General features: G+C 71.3%; 11 protein-coding genes. 3 read left to right on the top strand and 8 right to left on the bottom strand.

The window, feature by feature from the left end; translation table 11 throughout:
- The first annotated feature begins 119 nt into the window (after positions 1-119).
- Positions 120-2732 (top strand): ABC transporter substrate-binding protein, encoded by a 2613-nt coding sequence (locus ACYVJE_RS08360; protein ID WP_461144016.1) that lies wholly within the window; start codon positions 120-122, stop codon positions 2730-2732.
- A 126-nt stretch (positions 2733-2858) separates the two neighbouring features.
- Here ACYVJE_RS08360 and ACYVJE_RS08355 read toward each other — a convergent pair whose 3' ends face one another.
- Both ACYVJE_RS08355 and uvrA read right to left on the bottom strand, forming a co-directional pair.
- A complete protein-coding gene (locus ACYVJE_RS08355) occupies positions 2859-4322 on the bottom strand; it encodes an alanine/glycine:cation symporter family protein (protein WP_461144015.1) in 1464 nt (487 codons plus the stop codon).
- Positions 4323-4836: 514 nt separating this feature from the next.
- Positions 4837-7695: an excinuclease ABC subunit UvrA gene (gene uvrA / locus ACYVJE_RS08350; protein ID WP_461144014.1), complete on the bottom strand. Its 2859-nt coding sequence runs from the start codon at positions 7693-7695 to the stop codon at positions 4837-4839.
- 348 nt (positions 7696-8043) lie between these two features.
- On the opposite strand from uvrA, the gene ACYVJE_RS08345 reads away from it, so the two are divergent.
- Both ACYVJE_RS08345 and ACYVJE_RS08340 read left to right on the top strand, forming a co-directional pair.
- A complete protein-coding gene (locus ACYVJE_RS08345) occupies positions 8044-8721 on the top strand; it encodes an MBL fold metallo-hydrolase (RefSeq protein ID WP_459155964.1) in 678 nt (225 codons plus the stop codon).
- Between the two features lie 179 nt (positions 8722-8900).
- Positions 8901-9359 carry a L,D-transpeptidase gene (locus tag ACYVJE_RS08340; RefSeq protein ID WP_459155965.1) on the top strand — a complete coding sequence of 153 codons (459 nt, stop codon included), beginning with the start codon at positions 8901-8903 and terminating at the stop codon, positions 9357-9359.
- A 60-nt stretch (positions 9360-9419) separates the two neighbouring features.
- Here ACYVJE_RS08340 and ACYVJE_RS08335 read toward each other — a convergent pair whose 3' ends face one another.
- From ACYVJE_RS08335 to ACYVJE_RS08310, 6 genes are all read right to left on the bottom strand, one after another.
- Complete coding sequence (locus tag ACYVJE_RS08335) at positions 9420-10853, bottom strand: aldehyde dehydrogenase family protein (protein WP_461144013.1); 1434 nt, start codon at positions 10851-10853, stop codon at positions 9420-9422.
- A gap of 117 nt (positions 10854-10970) precedes the next feature.
- Positions 10971-12395 (bottom strand): aminobutyraldehyde dehydrogenase, encoded by a 1425-nt coding sequence (locus tag ACYVJE_RS08330; protein WP_461144012.1) that lies wholly within the window; start codon positions 12393-12395, stop codon positions 10971-10973.
- The gene (speB, locus tag ACYVJE_RS08325; protein WP_461144011.1) at positions 12395-13336 is read right to left on the bottom strand and encodes an agmatinase; all 942 of its coding nucleotides are present in this window, start codon (positions 13334-13336) and stop codon (positions 12395-12397) included. The genes ACYVJE_RS08330 and speB overlap by 1 nt, the downstream gene beginning before the upstream one ends.
- 60 nt (positions 13337-13396) lie before the next feature.
- Positions 13397-14704 carry a flavin monoamine oxidase family protein gene (locus ACYVJE_RS08320; RefSeq protein ID WP_459155969.1) on the bottom strand — a complete coding sequence of 436 codons (1308 nt, stop codon included), beginning with the start codon at positions 14702-14704 and terminating at the stop codon, positions 13397-13399.
- A gap of 120 nt (positions 14705-14824) precedes the next feature.
- Positions 14825-16291, bottom strand: coding sequence for a purine-cytosine permease family protein (locus ACYVJE_RS08315; RefSeq protein WP_461144010.1), 1467 nt, complete (start codon positions 16289-16291; stop codon positions 14825-14827).
- A gap of 170 nt (positions 16292-16461) precedes the next feature.
- A complete protein-coding gene (locus tag ACYVJE_RS08310) occupies positions 16462-17874 on the bottom strand; it encodes a helix-turn-helix domain-containing protein (protein ID WP_461144009.1) in 1413 nt (470 codons plus the stop codon).
- Positions 17875-17883: the final 9 nt, after the last annotated feature.

The raw sequence follows: 17883 nt of genomic DNA, 5'->3' as shown, positions 1-17883 counted from the left end.
GGCGCCGGCTCCTCCTCCCCGGCGACGCGGGATCGCGGGTGCGCGGAAATTCGCGCAAAAACGATCACAACGAGCGGCGTGATCAGTACTCTGCGGCACCACCGTCACGAGGAGGTGCCGTGTCGAACGACGCGCAAGCCATTCCCAGCGCTCAGCTACTCTCGTGGCTCGAACCGCACTGGCAGCGCACCAAGCGCCGCGGACCGATCCCGGACCAGCCGATCATCCACCTCGTCGATCCGGACGTCGGCAGCGGTCACCTCGAAACCCTCGTCAACCAAGGTCTCGAGCGCGAGGGCGTTCCGTACGCGCGGCTGGCCGGGAGCGAGGAAGTCGACCGCTGCCCCGGAAGTGGTACGGCCCAACTCCGGCGCGCACTCAACGCGGCCGCACGGCAACTGCACACTGCGCCGTCCTCGACGCGCATCGGCAAACTGCGGTTCCCCCGCTTCCGCTTCCTCAACTACCTGCTGCAGCAGAACGAAGAAGCCACCAAGGTCGCCTCCGCTCCGGACGAGCAGATCAGAGGCCTGCTGTCGCACTACGTGTTCAGGCGCCGCCAACGAGACCCGGAGAACGACCTGGCATCCGCGGCGGGAAAGGACGAAGTCCGCCGCGGAGCGGCGTTGACGACGCTCGGCCAGCGACACCCGATCGCCTTCTGGCTCGGCTACGTGCTGCTGCTCGTGCTCGCCTACACGGGCTGGCGATCCCTGCACCGCGTCCCCCGCTGGATCATGCACCAGCACTACCTCGCCCCGCGCTCGTCCGGCGATCTGCACAGCTTCACGCGGCGATTGATCGCCACCCCCTCCCAGCACGAAGATGCCACCCAGGTCCGCAAGTTCCTCGTCCACGCGTTCCTCGAGGACCTCGCGGAGAACTACGCGCGAGGGTGGAAGTGGTGGAAGTGGCTGCCGAAGGACTGCTACCCTCTCCTGCTCATCGACGAGCCCCGTCCGCATTCGGTCGGATCCCTGCTCATCCGCCTCGTCAATGATGTCCGCAACGAGACCGGAGCCGCCGACCCGCTGCTGGTGATCGCGGCCGGCACCGAACCTCTCGAGCAACCGGAATCCGCCGGGGAACGAACCCCCGGCACGCTCGAAGCGTGGCAGGCGAAGCTGACGGAAGTGCGGCGCCGCCGGTCGCCCCTGGCCTGGTACTTAACGCTGCGGGTGGCGAGCAACGACGACGCGGGGACGCCGGCCGCCTCGGCCCGGCGGAACCGCGTGCTGCGCCGCTCCCGGCTGCTCCGCAAGGTCCCCGCGCTGTCGCTGGTCCCCCTCCTCGTCTCAGGCGTGATCACCGTACTCGGATTCACGCAGCAGCACTGCGGGCAGTGGTGGCCGTGGTTCGACGACACCGACGTGCGCGTGCTCGACGGCGAATGCGTCGGCTACTCCGGGGGAGAGCACGTGTTCACCGACGCCGACTCCGAGAAACCGGACCTGGTCGACGACCTCGCGCGGGCCCAGCGCCGCATATTCGACAACAACGCGAAGGTGAACGAACGGGCGGCGAACACCGACATGCCCACCTACACCGTGGTCTACCTCGGCATCTTCACCGCCGACCCCGGTCAGGCCTCCTCCCTCGCGGGCACCGCCGAGGAGCTGCGGGGACTCGCGGCCGCGCAGCAGCAGATGCTCGAGTACGGCAGCGCCGTGCGCATCCACCTCGCCAACGGGGGCTCCACCATGGGGAACGCCGGTGAGGCCGCCGATGACATCGTCGAGCGAGCCGAGCAGGACCCCTCCCTCGTCGCCGTCGCCGGCATGGGCGGCAGCTGGGGCAACACCCGGACCGCCATCCACCGCCTCGGCCGCGCGGGGCTGCCGATGATCGGGACGACCACCTCCGCGGAGGCGCTCGCGCAGAACAGCGAGCTGTTCCACCAGATCCCACCGGGGAACCGGCGCGAGGCCGAGGTCGTCGCGCACTACCTCAGCGGGAAACCGGACGCGCCGGAGCACGTCCAGATCTACCACAGCGCCGCCGACGCGGATCCGTCCAACCTGGACCTCTACAGCGAGGACCTCGCGGTCAAGACGAAGCAGGCGCTCGAGCGCCGCGGCATCCGCGCCACGCTCGTCGACGAGAAGCCCATCGTGCAGAGCAACATCGACTGCAACGCCGCGTTGTTCTACGCCGACCGGTCGGCGGGGCTCGACCACTTCCTGTACTCCGTGCAGAACGCGTGCGAAGCGGACTCGTTCCCGCACCTGCTCGCCAGCGACGACACCTCGAAGTACGTCCTCGGCGAAGAGCTTTCGAAGTACCGCGAGATCACGCTCGACTACGTCTCGTTCGTCGGCCCGCCCACGCCCAACGGCGCCGACGGGCCGCAGGTGGACTCCGCGGAGCAGCGGGCCTACCTCGCCTACGACGCGGTCTACCTCGTCCACCACGCGGTGAACACCGTCCTGGCCGGGCAGAACCCCGGTAGCAACGGCACGGGCGCCCCCACCGAACCCATCGGTCCGGCGACGGTGTGGCGCGGCCTGGCGGAAGTGGACCTGAACAACGTGCTCTACGGCAGCAGCGGCGATCTCGCCTACTGGCAGCCGAGCGGTTCCGGCGGCGGTGTCCACCGGCAGATCCCGGTGGACGGCACCATCGCCATCCGCCGCATCACCGCGCAGGAGCACGGCACCGCGCAGCCGCAGGACCTCCTCGTCTGCCGATTGGTCGGCGCCGACCCCGACTGCCCGACCGCCCTGGGACGGTGATCAGCGCTCCCGGCGAACGCCGCGGCGCCTGCGTCGAGTCCACCTCGCCACCACCCCGGCGCTGCGAGGTCGAAGCGCCGGGGCGGTGGCAGCGCTGCCGCGGAAGCGGTCGGGCCGCGGCCGTGCTCAGCCGGGGACGGTGCGCTGGGCCGGTTCCGCACCGGTGGGCTCCGCCGGTTCCCAGACCTGGACGCCGCGCACCTCGGGCAGGCGGTCGCGGGTGAACACCGGATCGAGACCCTGCCTGCGCTGCTGCACGTAGTCGTCGAGCAGCTTGAACAGGACCCCGCTCAGCGGGGCGATCGCGGCGAGGTTGACCAGCGCCATCACGCCCATCGAGGTGTCGATGAGGCTCCAGACGAGTTCCGCCGAGCCGATGCCGCCGAGGAAGACCGCGAGCATCACCGTCACCCGGAATCCGGTGAGCACGCGCTTGCTCCGGGTCAGGAAGCCGACGTTGGCCTCACCGTAGTAGTAGTTGCCGAGCACCGTGGTGAACGCCACGAGGAACAGGATCCCCGCCAGCAGGTGCACCGCCCAGCCGCCCAGGGCGGTCTCCAGGCTCGCCTGCGTCATCGCGGCACCGCTGTGGTCGCCGTAGGTCGGGTCGCCGAGCAGGATGATCATCGCGGTGACCGAGCAGACCAGCAGGGTGTCGATGTAGACGCCGAGGCTCTGCACCAGCCCCTGCTTGACCGGGTGGCTCACCGATGCCGAAGCGCCCGCGTTCGGAGCGGAGCCGAGGCCGGCCTCGTTGGAGAACATGCCGCGCCGCACGCCCTCGACGAGCGCCGCGCCGATCCCGCCGGAGACGACCTCGCGGAAACCGAAGGCATTGGCGAAGATCTGCTCGAACACGCCCGGAACGTGTTCGATGTTGAGCGCCACGATGACCAGCCCGAGCAGGATGTAGATCAGCGCCATGAACGGCACGAGGAGTTGCGCCACGTGCGCGATGCGCCGCACACCGCCGAAGATCACCAGGCCCACGAGCGCGGCCAGCACCACCGCCAGGACCGGGCTCAGCCAACCGACGTCGAGACCGGTGTCGGTGAAGGACGTTCCCACCGCCTCCACGATGGTGTTGCTCTGCAGGGCGTTGTTGATGAGCCCGAAGGTGATCGTGATGACCACGGCGAACAGCACGGCCATCCACCGCGACCGCAGCCCGTGCAGAATGTAGTACGCGGGTCCACCGCGGTATCCCGTGCTGATGCGCTCCTTGTACAGCTGGGCCAGTGTGGACTCGACGAAACTCGTGGCGCCGACGAGCATGCCCATCAGCCACATCCAGAACACGGCACCGGGCCCGCCGATGGCGATCGCCGTGGCCACGCCCGCGATGTTGCCGGTGCCGATGCGCGCGGCCGCCGAGATGGCGAAGGCCTGGAACGAGGAAACCGCCTTCCCGCCGTCTTCCGCCGTTTCGGCCGAGCCGAACACGGAGCGGACCATCTCGGGAATCATCCGGAACTGCACTCCGCGGGAACGCACCGTGAAGTACAGGCTCAGCAGCGCCAGGACCGGAATGATGAGGTAGAGCCAGAAGGCGTCGTTGAACGCCGTGATCGCCCTTTGGAGCGTTTCCACCGAAGATCTCCTCCCTGCACGGACGCGGCGCTCGTGGCACCACGCGTGTCGGGCGTCGTGCGCCGCGGGGTCTCCGCGGCGGTTCGACAGCGGCCAGTCGGCCAGCACCGGCCGACGCCGCGAACGGCACGTGGCGACCGGCGGCCGAATTGGCTCACCACCGTAACCCGTCAGAGCGATGATTCGAAGGGTGATTCCGAAATTTCCGCGACACAGCGGTGAATGCGCCGGGCATCAGCTCTTCGGAGGCCCGTTTCCCGGCCGCGGCCACCGCGCCGGACGCGAGAACGCCCGCGGGTTCGCGGATCCGCAGCGCCGATCACGAGAACCCCTGCGGATCCGGGCTTTCCCGATCCGAATCGAACGCAGCGGAGTAGAACGGTCACATGCCGCGTCGAACTGCGCCGCCGGAGTGCACACGTCTGCACGCACCGTGTTCGCAGCTCGTCCCGAGGCGGCAGCGTCGATGTACCACCTGGGCAACGGGACCCGCGCACGACGATCCGACGAAGCCCTACTGGCCGAGGACCGGGCGCAGGAACCTGCCGGTGTGGCTCTCCTCCACCTCGGCCACGTCCTCCGGAGTGCCCTCGGCGACGACGCTCCCACCGGCAGCACCGCCCTCGGGGCCGAGGTCGAGGATCCAGTCGGCCGTTTTGAGGATGTCGAGGTTGTGCTCGATGACGATGACCGTGTTGCCCTTCTCCACGAGGCCGTGCACGACACCGAGCAACTTGCGGATGTCCTCGAAGTGCAACCCGGTGGTGGGTTCGTCCAGGATGTACACGGTCTGGCCGGTCGAGCGCTTCTGCAGTTCGCTGGCGAGCTTGACGCGCTGGGCCTCACCGCCGGAGAGGGTGGGGGCGGGCTGCCCCAGCCGCACGTACCCCAGCCCCACGTCCACGAGGGTCTGCAGGTACCGGTGCACGGCGGTGATCGGCTCGAAGAACTCAGCGGCCTCCTCGATCGGCATGTCCAGCACTTCCGCGATGGACTTGCCCTTGTAGTGCACCTCGAGGGTCTCCCGGTTGTACCGGGCCCCCTTGCACACCTCGCAGGGCACGAACACGTCGGGCAGGAAGTTCATCTCGATCTTGAGCGTGCCCTCGCCCGCGCACGCCTCGCACCGGCCGCCCTTGACGTTGAAGGAGAACCGGCCCGGCTGGTACCCGCGGACCTTGGCCTCCGTGGTCGCCGCGAACAGCTTCCGGATGCGGTCGAACACGCCGGTGTAGGTGGCCGGGTTGGACCGCGGGGTGCGCCCGATCGGCGACTGGTCCACCTGCACCAGCTTGTCGACGTGCTCCAGCCCCCTGATCCGCGTGTGCCGCCCGGGGACCTGGCGAGCCCCGTTGAGCTTGTTGGCCAGCGCCGCGGCCATCACGTCGTTGACCAGTGTGGACTTGCCCGAGCCGGAGACGCCGGTCACACCGATGAACGTGCCCAGGGGGAAGGAGACGTCGAGCTTGCGGAGGTTGTTCTCCCGCGCGCCCACCACGGTGAGCTGCTTCTTCTTGTCCCGCGGCCGGCGCAGCTCAGGAACGGGGATCTCCTTGCGCCGCGTCAGGTAGTCGGCCGTCAGCGAGCCCTCCTCGTCCAGGAGCTCCTTGACGGGGCCGCTGTGGACCACCTGGCCACCGTGCTCGCCCGCACCCGGGCCGATGTCGACGACCCAGTCGGCGCTGCGGACGGTGTCCTCGTCGTGCTCGACGACGATGAGCGTGTTGCCCAGGTCCCGCAGCCGGGACAGGGTTTCGAGCAGCCGGTGGTTGTCGCGCTGGTGCAGCCCGATCGAGGGCTCGTCGAGCACGTAGAGCACCCCGACCAGTCCCGAACCGATCTGCGTGGCCAACCGGATGCGCTGGGCCTCACCGCCGGAGAGCGTGCCCGCGGCGCGGTCCAGGGTCAGGTAGTCCAGGCCGACGTCGAGCAGGAACCCCAGGCGCGCCTGCATCTCCTTGAGCACCCGGCCGGCGATCATCTGCTCGCGCTCGCCCAGCACCATCCCGCGCAGGAACCGGGAGCACTCCTGCACGCTCAGGTTGGCCACCTGCGCGATCGACAGCTGCCCGTACTCGGCCCCCTCCAGCGTCACCGCGAGGATCTCGGGCTTGAGCCGGGCGCCGTCGCAGGAGGGGCAGGGCACGTCGCGCATGTAGCCCTCCCACTTCTCCCGCGCGTAGTCCGACTCGGTCTGCTCGAGCCGCCGCTCCAGGAACGGGATCACGCCTTCGAACGAGGCGTAGTACGAGCGCGTGCGGCCGTAGCGGTTGCGGTAGCGCACGTGCACCTGCTCGTTGCTGCCGTGCAGCACCGCCTTCTTGGCCTTCGTGGGCAGCTGCCGCCACGGCGCGTCCATCCGGAAGCCGATCGCCTCCGACAGCCCCTTGAGCAGCCGGGTGAAGTACTCGGCGGGAGGGCCGCTGGCCCACGGCGCGACCGCGCCCTCCTCCAGGGAGAGGTCCTCGTCGGGCACGACCAGCTCCGGGTCCACCTCCTTGCGGAAGCCCAGGCCGGCGCAGTCCGGGCACGCGCCGTACGGGGAGTTGAACGAGAACGAGCGGGGTTCCAGCTCGTCCACCCCGAGCTCGTGGCCGTTCGGGCAGGCGAGGTGCTCGGAGAACCGGCGCTCGCGCGCCGCGTCGCCCTCGTCGGCGTCGACGAACTCGAGCACGACCAGACCGTCGGCCAGGCGCAGCGCCGTCTCGACCGAGTCGGTCATGCGCTGCTTCGCCCCTGCCTTGACGGTGAGCCGGTCGACGACCACCGCGATGTCGTGCTTCTCCTGCTTCTTCAGCTTCGGCGGTTCGTCGAGCGAGTGGATCTGCCCGTCGACGCGCACGCGCGCGTACCCGCCGGTGCGCAGCTGCTCGAACAGGTCGACGTACTCGCCCTTGCGTCCGCGCACCACCGGCGCCAGCACCTGGAAGCGGGTGCGCTCCGGCATGTCGAGCACCTGGTCGACGATCTGCTGCGGTGTCTGCTTGCTGATCACCTCGCCGCAGGTGGGGCAGTGCGGCGTGCCGGCGCGGGCGAAGAGCAGGCGCAGGTAGTCGTAGACCTCGGTGATCGTGCCCACCGTCGACCGGGGGTTGTGGCTGGTCGACTTCTGGTCGATCGACACGGCCGGGGACAGTCCCTCGATGAACTCCACGTCGGGCTTGTCCATCTGGCCGAGGAACTGCCGCGCGTAGGCGGACAGCGATTCGACGTAGCGGCGCTGCCCCTCGGCGAAGATCGTGTCGAACGCCAGGCTGGACTTTCCGGACCCGGACAGCCCGGTGAACACGATCAGGCTGTCCCGGGGCAGATCGACGTCGACCCCGCGCAGGTTGTGTTCCCGAGCGCCGCGGACAACAAGGCGGTCAGCCACTGTGATCCTTTCGCCGAAATCCTGTCGTTGGCGAGCCGCGCGGCCGGGGCCGCACCGCACCGGCCACCTGCCGGCGGTCAGCCGGTCCCGCAGCGAACCGGACGGCCGTCGTCGCCTGCGCGAACCATGCCCCGCGCGAACCATGCTAGGGGGCGCCCCCGACAGTCCCCGCTGTCGGCCCGCCCGCGAGCGGACGGGGGGGACGGAGGCCCCGCGCGCGTGCCAGGCCCGACGATACGCTTCCGCGCAGCGGAGCCGACACGCACCGTGACGCGCCCCGCGCGCAGCACCACCCCGCCCGAATCCCGCCGGTGTGAACCGGACCTCACGGCCGGATAGGCTCTGGGCGTGCAGGTTCGAGAGGATTACGACGGACACGTGCAGCCGGGCGGAGACCCGGCTCGCCACCAGCTCACCGACCTGAGCATCACCAAGATCTCGGTCGGGCCGATGGACAACAACGCCTACCTGCTGGTGTGCCGCAACACCGGCGACGCCCTGCTGATCGACGCGGCCAACGACTCGGAGCGGCTGGTCGACCTGCTCGGGCACGACGACGAGCGACCGCGGCTGCGCACGATCGCCACCACGCACCAGCACGGCGATCACTGGCAGGCGCTGCCCGCGGTGTCCGGGCAGACGGGCTCCTACACGGCGGCCCACCCGGACGACGCCGCGGGGCTGCCGGTCCCGCCGGACCACCTGGTGGAGCACGGGGACGTGCTCAGCGTGGGCGACTGCCAGCTGGAGGTCATCCACCTCCGCGGGCACACGCCGGGGTCGATCGCGCTGCTGTACCGGGATCCGCACGGCCACCCGCACCTGTTCACCGGCGATTCCCTGTTCCCCGGCGGGGTCGGCAAGACCACCTCGCCGGAGAACTTCGCGTCGCTGCTCGGCGACGTGCAGGACCGCGTCTTCGCGGTCCTGCCGGACGAGACGTGGTTCTACCCGGGCCACGGCGACGACTCCACCCTCGGGGCCGAGCGCCCCAAACTGCCCGAGTGGCGCGAACGAGGCTGGTGACGCCCCCGCCGGCACGCGTCCGGCAGCGGTGGCCGCTGCCGGGCGCGTGATGCCGCGGAAGATCGCGCCGCGCAGCAGCGGCCGGCGGCGCAACTCCTCCCCGCGCTCATGCGTCACACGAACGTGTCACCGTTGCGGTATCGGGGGCACGAGAGCATGACGCGCGAGGGAGTGAGTCGATGAGGATCAGGAAGAGCTCCGCCCTGGGGCTGAGCGCGCTCGTCGCGGGTGGCCTGCTCGGCGGTGCCGTGACCGCGCAGGCCACCGGCGGCAGCCCGAGCCCCTGCGAGCCCTCCGCCCGGGCCTGCGTCGACCTGGCCACGCAGCAGGCGTGGTTGCAGCAGGACGGCAGCACCACCTACGGCCCCGTGCCGCTGACCTCCGGCAAACCCGGCGCGGAGACCCCGCCCGGGACGTTCCGGGTGCAGTGGAAGGACGCCGACCACCACAGCGGCGAGTTCGACGCCCCGATGCCGAACTCGGTGTTCTTCACCACGACCGGCATCGCGTTCCACGAGGGCAGCCTGCAGGAGCGGTCGAACGGCTGCCTCCACCTGTCCACCACCGCTTCCCAGCGGTTCTTCGACGGGCTGCAACCCGGCGACGAGGTCCAGGTCCTCCCGCAGGACCGCCTCTGACCAGCCGCCGAATCCCGGGGTGCGGACGTTCCCGGGGAACCTCCGCACCCCGGGACTTCGTCACGGGGTGACGCCGGTGAACACGGTCACCCGCTCCTCGGTGAGATCGGTCATGGCCGCGTGCACGCCCTCGCGGCCGGTCCCCGACTCCTTGACCCCGCCGTAGGGCATCTGGTCGGCGCGGAAGCTCGGCACGTCGCCCACGATCACCCCGCCGACCTCCAATTCCGCCGAAGCGCGGAAGGCCAGGTTCAGGTCGTTGGTGAACACCCCGGCCTGCAGGCCGTAGCGGGAGTCGTTGACCCGCTCGAAGGCCTCGTCCGGCGAGTCCACCGGGCTGACCACGAGCACCGGGCCGAACACCTCCTCGCAGGACACGCGGGCGTTCTCGGGCACGTCGACGAGCACCGTCGGCGCATGGGTCGCCCCGGTGCGCTCGCCCCCGGTGACCACGCGCGCCCCGGAGTCCACCGCCTCGGCCACCCACTGCTCGACCCGAGCGGCGGCCTCCTCGTTGATCAGCGGACCCACCCGGGTCGCCTCGTCGACCGGATCACCCGTGCCGAGCTGCTCGACCTTGCCGGCGATCCGGGACAGCAGCTCGTCGTACGCGGAGCGCTCGGCGTAGACGCGCTGCACGCCGATGCAGGACTGCCCCGCCTGGTACATCGCGAAGGTGGCGATGCGGTCGGCGGCGCGGTCGAGGTCGGGGCAGTCGGCCGCGACGATCGCGGCCGCGTTGCCACCCAGCTCCAGCGTGACGTGCTTGCGCGGGGCCGCGTCCCGGATCGACCAGCCGACCGGCCCGGAACCGGTGAACGACACGACCGGCAGCCGCGGGTCGGCGACGAGTTCCGGCGCCTTGGCGTCGGTGGTGGTCAGCACCGACCACGCCCCCGCGGGCAGATCGGTCTCGGCGAGGATCTCGCCGAGCAGCAGCGATGACAGCGGCGTCTTCGGAGCCGGCTTCAGCACCATCGGTGCGCCGACGGCCAGCGCGGGCGCGACCTTGTGCGCCACGAGGTTCAGCGGGAAGTTGAACGGCGCGATGCCCAGCACGGGACCGCGCGGCACCCGCCGCACCCAGGCCATGCGGCCGTCCGCCGACGCGTCGGTGTCCAGCCGCTGCACCTCGCCCGACCAGCGGCGGGCCTCCTCCGCCGCCCAGCGGAACGTCGACGCGGCGCGCCCGACCTCGGCGCGGGACCAGCTGATCGGCTTGCCGTTCTCCGCGGTGATCAGCTGCGCGAACTCCTCGGCCCGCTCCGCGATCCGGCGGTGCACGTGGTCCAGCGCGGACGCGCGGACGCGCGCCGGGAGGGCGGCGAACTCGTGCCGCACCCCCTCCGCCGCGGCCACTGCCTTGTCCACGTCGGTGTCGTCGGCGTAGCAGACGGCGGCCACGAGCGATCCGTCGTAGGGATGGCGCACCTCGAACGACGCGTCGGTGGTCACCCGCTCCCCGGCGACCCAGTATCCGGTGACCGGTGGCATCGGTTCCTCCTGTCTCACGGTGTCGTGCCGACCGTATGCGCTCACCACCGCACCTCGGCATCGCCGATCCGGACAGCGCTCCCGGCGCGATTGGACAGATCGGCACGCGGTGCGGGGTCAGTCCAAGCTGTGCATCACGTGCTTGACCCGGGTGTAGTCGTCGAAGCCGTACTGGGAGAGGTCCTTGCCGTAGCCGGAGTGCTTGAACCCGCCGTGCGGCATCTCCGCCACCAGCACCATGTGCGTGTTCACCCACACGCACCCGAAGTCCAGCGCGGCCGTCGCGCGCTGCGCCCGCGCGTGGTCGCGGGTCCACACGCTGGAGGCGAGCGCGTAGTCGACCCCGTTGGCCATCCGCAGGGCCTCGCCCTCGGTGCGGAAGCGCTGCAGCGTGAGCACCGGACCGAAGATCTCCTCCTGCACCGCCTCGTCGTCCTGGTTCACCCCGTCGACGAGGGTCGGTGCGAAGAAGCAGCCCTCCTCGCCCACGCGGTGCCCGCCCGCGAGGACCCGCGCGTGCGCGGGAAGCCGCTGGACCACCTCCTGCACGCGCCGCAGCTGCCCCTCGTTGTTCAGCGGTCCGCACGCGGCGTCCACATCGGAGGGCGGTCCGCACCGGCGCTCGCGCACCCGCTCGGCCAGCATCGCCGTGAACCGCTCGGCGACCGAGTCGGCCACCAGCACCCGGGTGGCCGCGGTGCAGTCCTGCCCGGCGTTGAACGTCCCCGCGTCGGCGATCCCGTCCGCGGCCGCCTGCAGGTCCGCGTCCTCGAACACCACGGCCGGCGCCTTGCCGCCCAGTTCCAGGTGGACGCGCTTCAGGTCGGTGGCCGCGGCTTCGGCCACCTGGCGCCCGGCCCGCGTGGAACCGGTGATCGCCACCATCCGCGAGGCCGGGTGGGTCGTCACGAGCCGACCGGTCTCCCGGTCGCCGCAGACCACGTTGAGCACGCCCGGACCGAGCGCGTCGGCGGCCAGCTCACCGAGCAGCGCGGCGCTGACCGGGGTCGTGTCGGCGGGTTTGAGCACCACGGTGTTGCCCGCAGCGATGGCGGGGGCGATCTTCCACACCGCCATCATGAGCGGGTAGTTCCACGGGGCCACCTGCCCGATCACGCCGACCGGCTCGCGACGCACGTACGAGGTGTGCCCCGGGGCGTACTCGGCGGCCGCCGCGCCCTCGAGCGTCCGCGCCGCCCCGGCGAAGAACCGGATCTGGTCGACGGAGGCCTCGACCTCCTCGCTGCGCGCGACGGCGACCGGTTTGCCGGTGTTCTCCACCTCGGCGGCGACGAACTCCTCGGTGCGGCGTTCCAGCTCGTCGGCCAGCCGCAGCAGGGCGCGCTGCCGGTGCGCCGGCGTCGTCGCGCTCCACTGCTCGAACGCCCGCCCGGCCGCGCGGTAGGCGGCGTCCACGTCCGCCGCGGCGGAGACCGGTGCGCTCGCGAAGGTCTTTCCGGTGCAGGGGTCGACCAGTTCGCCGGTGGCGCCGCTTTCGGCGTCCACCCGTTCCCCGTCGATGATGTTGCGGACGTGGCGCATCAGTGGCCTCCGGGAAGGATGCTCAGCATGTCGTAGATGACGTGCGCGGCGGCGATTCCGGTGATCTCGGCGTGGTCGTAGGCCGGGGCCACTTCCACGAGGTCGGCTCCCACCACGTTCAGGTCGGACACCCCGCGCACGATCTCCAGCAGTTCCCGGCTGGACAGCCCACCGGCCTCCGGAGTTCCGGTGCCGGGCGCGAACGCCGGGTCGAGCACGTCGATGTCGATCGACAGGTAGATCGGCCGGGTGCCGAGCCGGGTGCGGATGCGGTCGATGATCGTGTCCACCGGCGTGCGGGCGAACTCGCGGCTGTGCACCGCGGCGAAGCCGAGGCGTTCGCTCTCGTCGAGGTCCAGCTTGGAGTACAGCGGTCCGCGCAGGCCGACGTGCATCGAGTGCTCGAAGTCGACCAGTCCCTCCTCGGAGGCCCGGCGGAACGGGGTGCCGTGCGTGTACGGCGCGCCGAAGTAGGTGTCCCAGGTGTCGAGGTGGGCGTCGAAGTGCAGCACGGCGACCGGACCGTGCCGCTCGTGCTGCACCCGCAGCAGCGGCAGCGCGATCGTGTGGTCCCCGCCGACGGTCACGAGCGTGCGCCGCGTGCCGGACAGCTCCCGCGCGGTGGACTCGATCGTGCCGATGGCCTCGGTGATGTCGAACGGGTTCACCCCGAAGTCGCCGGCGTCGGCGACCTGGCGCCGGGCGAACGGCTCGTCGCCGGTGGCCGGGTTGTACGGCCGCAGCAACCGGGAGCTCTGCCGCACGTGGTTGGGGCCGAAGCGGGCCCCGGGGCGGTAGCTGACCCCGGTGTCGAACGGCACGCCCCACAGCAGCAGGTCGGCGTCGGGCACCTCGGCGTACCGGGGCAGCCGGGCGAACGTCGTGTCACCCCCGTAGCGCGGGATGCGCGTGGAATCGACCGGTCCGATCGGGTCGTTCATGTGCTCCTCCACCTAGAAAACGGTCTCCAACCTGGAAAGCGGTCCCAGCGGTGCGCGGGTTCACGGAGCGCTGCGGATCTCCTCGGCCGCGCGCTTGCCGGACTCGATCGCGCCGTCGATGAAGGCGCGCCAGCGGCGGGCGGTGTGCGAGCCGCCGAAGTGCACCCGCCCCTCCGGCTCTCCCACGGCGGTTTCGTACGCGGCGAACTGCCCCGCGCGGAAAGTGGCCCAGGTCCCCTTCGAGTACGGGTCGTGGACCCAGTCGTGCGCCCGCGCGTCGAGCACCTCCGCCTCCGGGGCGAACTCCCGCACGGCGCGCTGCACGTCGGCGAGGTCCGCGGGATCGACGCGGTCGTGCTCCGGGGCGAAGCACACCAGCACCACACCGCTGCCGGTGGTCTTCATCGCGCCGACGTAGTCGAAGGACGTGCCCCACCCGAATCCGCTGATGTCCTCGGGGACGTTGCGGGCCAGCGCCCAGACCTTCTGCCCCTGCCCCGCGTGGTTCTCCCGCGAGATCGCGCTCTTCTCCGGCGACAGCGCGGGGACGAACTCGATGTCCTGCCACACGCCGACCGGCGTGGTGACCAGGGCGCGCTCGGCGCGCACGCTGCCCTCCCGGGAAGTGACCACCACACCGGTGCCATCGGACTCGACGCGCTGGACCGGGGTGGACAGGCGGAGCGCGGCGCGGCTGTCGTCCAGGATCGCCCGCGCCAGCGACGCGGTCCCGTCGACGAACGTGTACCCGAGCACGCTGGCCTGGACCATGCCCCACAGGGACGCGTCCATGGACGCGCACCAGCGGATGACGTCCAGCGCCGAACCGGTGCGCTCGCTGGCGTTGGCGCAACCGCAGAACCACGAGATCATCAGTTCCCTGGCGTTGCCGGTCAGCCCGGCCTCGGTGGCCCACTGCTCGATCGGCACGTCCAGGTCGGCGAGGTCCTGTTCGGACAGCGGCCGCAGCGGGTCGATGCGGCCGGCGGCCTCGACCAGCGCGGAGACGGCGCGCTCCAGCGCCGGGTACTCCTCGGCCCGCACGGGCAGCAGGGTGTCCAGCACCTCCCCGCGGTCCGACCACGTCATCCGCGCCGGGAGCTCGCTGTCCTCGACGGCGATCCCGTAGCGGCGCGCTTCCTGCCACACGTGGGTCTGCTGCGGCACGATCCAGGTACCGCCCATCTCCAGCCCGGCGCCGTCGAGCTCCGCGGGCTTGTACCACGTGGAGCCGCCGATGCGATCGCGCGCTTCCAGGACCAGCACGCTGTGACCGGACTCGCCGAGCTCCCGCGCTGCCGTCAACCCGGAGAACCCCGCTCCGATGACGACGACGTCGTAGTGTTCCATGTTCTCCTGACTCCTCATGTGCTCTCGCCCGCTCTCCCGGCGGACGAGGATGTGTGTGACTACCGATGTCGGGGTCCTGGAGCGGGGCGGCGCTGGAGGTTCCCCACCCGACCACGACGCCGGCCGATCCGCGGCCCCCTAAACGTGCGCGGTCTGCCGAACCGGCCGGGCGGACTGCTGCTCCCGCGGGGGCCGGGGGTGCGGTCGGCCGAGGGTGAGCGCTCCGAACGCCGCCGCGGTGACGGTGGCGGCGACGAGGAAGCTCACGTCGATGCCGCCGGTCAGCCGCAGCAGCGGACCCGTGTACAGGGCGGTGTCCACGGACAGCAGGCCCGCCGCGGAGCCGATCGCCCAGGCGAGCACGGCGCGGGGGTTCCAGCCGGCCGCGTACCAGTAGAGCCCGCCGGTGGCACGTCGGTTGTACACCTGCAGCGACTCGGAATCGTAGTCGCCCCGGCAGCGCGCGAACCCGAACAGCGTGACCACGGCCCACGGGGTGCCGACAGCGGTGAGCAGCAGCACGAACGCGGTCACCGCGTTCTGCGCGTCCCAGACGAAGTAGCCGAGGAACACCAGGACCGTCGACAGCGCGGACACCAACGTCGTGGCCACGACGCGGGACAGCGGGGGAACGATCGCGTCCAGGTCCAGCCCCATGCTGTAGATGAGCACCCCGGCGTTGCCGACGGTCCCGAACAACCCGCTGAGCAGCAGCGGCGGCAGGAACCACAGGGGCGCGGCAGCGACCAGCGGACCGACGTAGTCACCGGCGGCGCCGGAGGCGAACGCGGTGAACGTGCCGAACAGCTGCGGAGTCAGCAGTCCCAGGGCCATTCCGAGGCACAGGCTGCCGCAAACCCGCGCGGAGGAGTAGCGGCGCGGCGACACGTACCGGCTGTAATCGCCGAGCAGCGTGATGAACGCCATCGGCCCGCTCAGCCCCGCGGCCACTGCGGACAGCGCCCAGGTGCGCCAGAACGTCCCCAGCAGGTACCCGTCGGTGACCGGACCGGTCTGGAACTTCCCCGCGTAGGCGAGCAGCCCGAGCAGCATGAGCACCACGGTCCCCGCGGCGACCCACTTGCTCATCCGGGTCAGCAGCTGGTAGCCGAAGATCGCCGCGAGCACCGACAGCACGGCCAGCACCGAGTACACCGCGCCGAAGGCGATCCCGTCGTCCGGCAGGCCGAGGATCCTGTGCAGCGGCCCGACCACGGCCGCACCCCCCGTCCACACGGTCAGCGCGGCGTAGCCGAGCGACAGCAGCAGACCGATGACCGAACCGACGAGCCGTCCCCGCACGCCGAACGTCGCTCCACTGCTCGTCGACAGGTTCGTCCCGGTGTGCAGCGAGATCAACCCCAGCGGGGCGACGAGCACGATGCCCAGCACCGTGCCGCAGAGCATGGACCCGACGGCCGCCCAGAACCCCAGGCCGAACGAGGCGGGCAACCACCCGAAGATCACCACGCCCAGGCACATGTTGGACCCGAGCAGGATCCCGACGATGTCCCGCGGACGCCCCGTGCGGTCGCCCTCCGGAATCGTGTCCACACCGTGCGTTTCGATGCCGACGCGTTCGGCCGACGCCGTGCGTTCTGCCATGCGGTGGTTCCTGTTCCTGACGGGTGCGCGTGCTGCTGGGCCGCGCGCCGAGCGGCGCCCCGCCATCGTGCGGTGCGTCACTCCCGGGGATCCACGCACGGATCGGACGAAAAACACGAGTGATGTTGGAGGATCGCACAACCAGCAGATCCCGGCCCCGCGCTCCGCCCTCAGCTCCGCCGCAGGGCGCGCAGCGCCAGGTACAGGTCCACGCGGTCGGAGGTGCGGGCCACCGAGCGCCCCGTGAGCTCCTCCACCCTGCTGATGCGGTGCCGCAGCGTGTTGATGTGCACGTGCAGCCGCTGCGCCGCCTCCTGCCACCGCCCGCCCTCGTCGAGGAACACGCGCAGGGAAGCGAGAAGGTCACCGCCCCGCCGCTCGTCGTTCTCGAGCACCGGCCCCAGCAGCGCGCGGGCCGTGGCCCCCAGCAGGTCCGGGTCCTGCGCCTCCAGCAGCATCGCCGGGCTGCTCAGCTGGTCGTGCGTCATCCAACCGGCCGCGGACCGCGACGACGCGGCCTCGGCGGCACGGCTCGCCTGCAGCAGGCTGATGCGCAGTTCCTCGGCGGTGGCCGGCTTGCCCACCCCGAGGTGCACCACCGCCGGGTCGAACTCCGCGTGCGCGGAGCGGGCCAGCTCGGCCGCGGTGCCCCGGACCCGGGCGAAGGCCACCACCTCCTCGCCCCGCTGCACGGCGATGCCGTCGGTGCCGAGGAACTCGCCGAGGCGCGCCGAGTGCGCCGCGGGCTCCTCCGTGCGGACCACGAGCGCGGCCAGCGGCCCCTCGGCGGGAAGCCCCAGCGAACTCAGGCGGGTGCGCACCGTCTCCGCCCCGGCCGCACCGCTGGCCACCCATTCGAACAGCTCCCACGCGTAGCGCAGTTCGGTCGCCCGGACGGCGCGGCTGCGTTCGATCTCCAGGGCGATGAACGGCATCGCCTGCACGACGGCCGCGTGCTCGACGACGTCCAGCTCCTCCACCGGACGCGGCAGCAGCAGCTCGGCATCGGCCAGGCCTTCCCCGATCAGCGGCAGCGGATGCCGCGACTGCGGCTGGGTTCCGGTGACGAGACCGCCCGCGGCGCGCACCGCCACCGGAGCACCGAGCTTGCCGGTCAACGTGTCCAGCACCGCCTCCACGCCGCGCCGCACCCGCAGCGCGGCGACGATCTCGTCCTGCTGGGCCAGGTGCCTGCGCAACGGGCGTTCCCACTCGGCGCGCTTGGCGCTGACGAACGTTTCGGCGATGTGCAGGAACGGCACGCTCACCGGCACCACGAAGCAGGTCAGACCGTGCCGGCGGGCGGCTTCGACGAACTCCTCGGGCACGACCGGTTCCGGGGGCACCAGGCCGAAGCCGACGGCCGCGACGTCGGCGGCGGCGAGGTCGGCGAGGAACTCCGCGGCCGTCAGACCGGTGGTGCGCCACACCCCCGCGGTCAACACCACCTCACCGCCGCGGAGGAACCGGCTCGGGACGTCGATCTCGATGGTGTGCACCCACCGGATGGGGCGCTCGACGTTGCCGCGCACGCGCACGTCGAGGGCGAGTTCTGGGTCGTCGAGCAGCTCTGCGACGAGCACCGGCGCCTC

This window comes from Salinifilum aidingensis (genome assembly GCF_054782015.1).
This window is presented reverse-complemented; position numbering and strand designations above follow the sequence as displayed.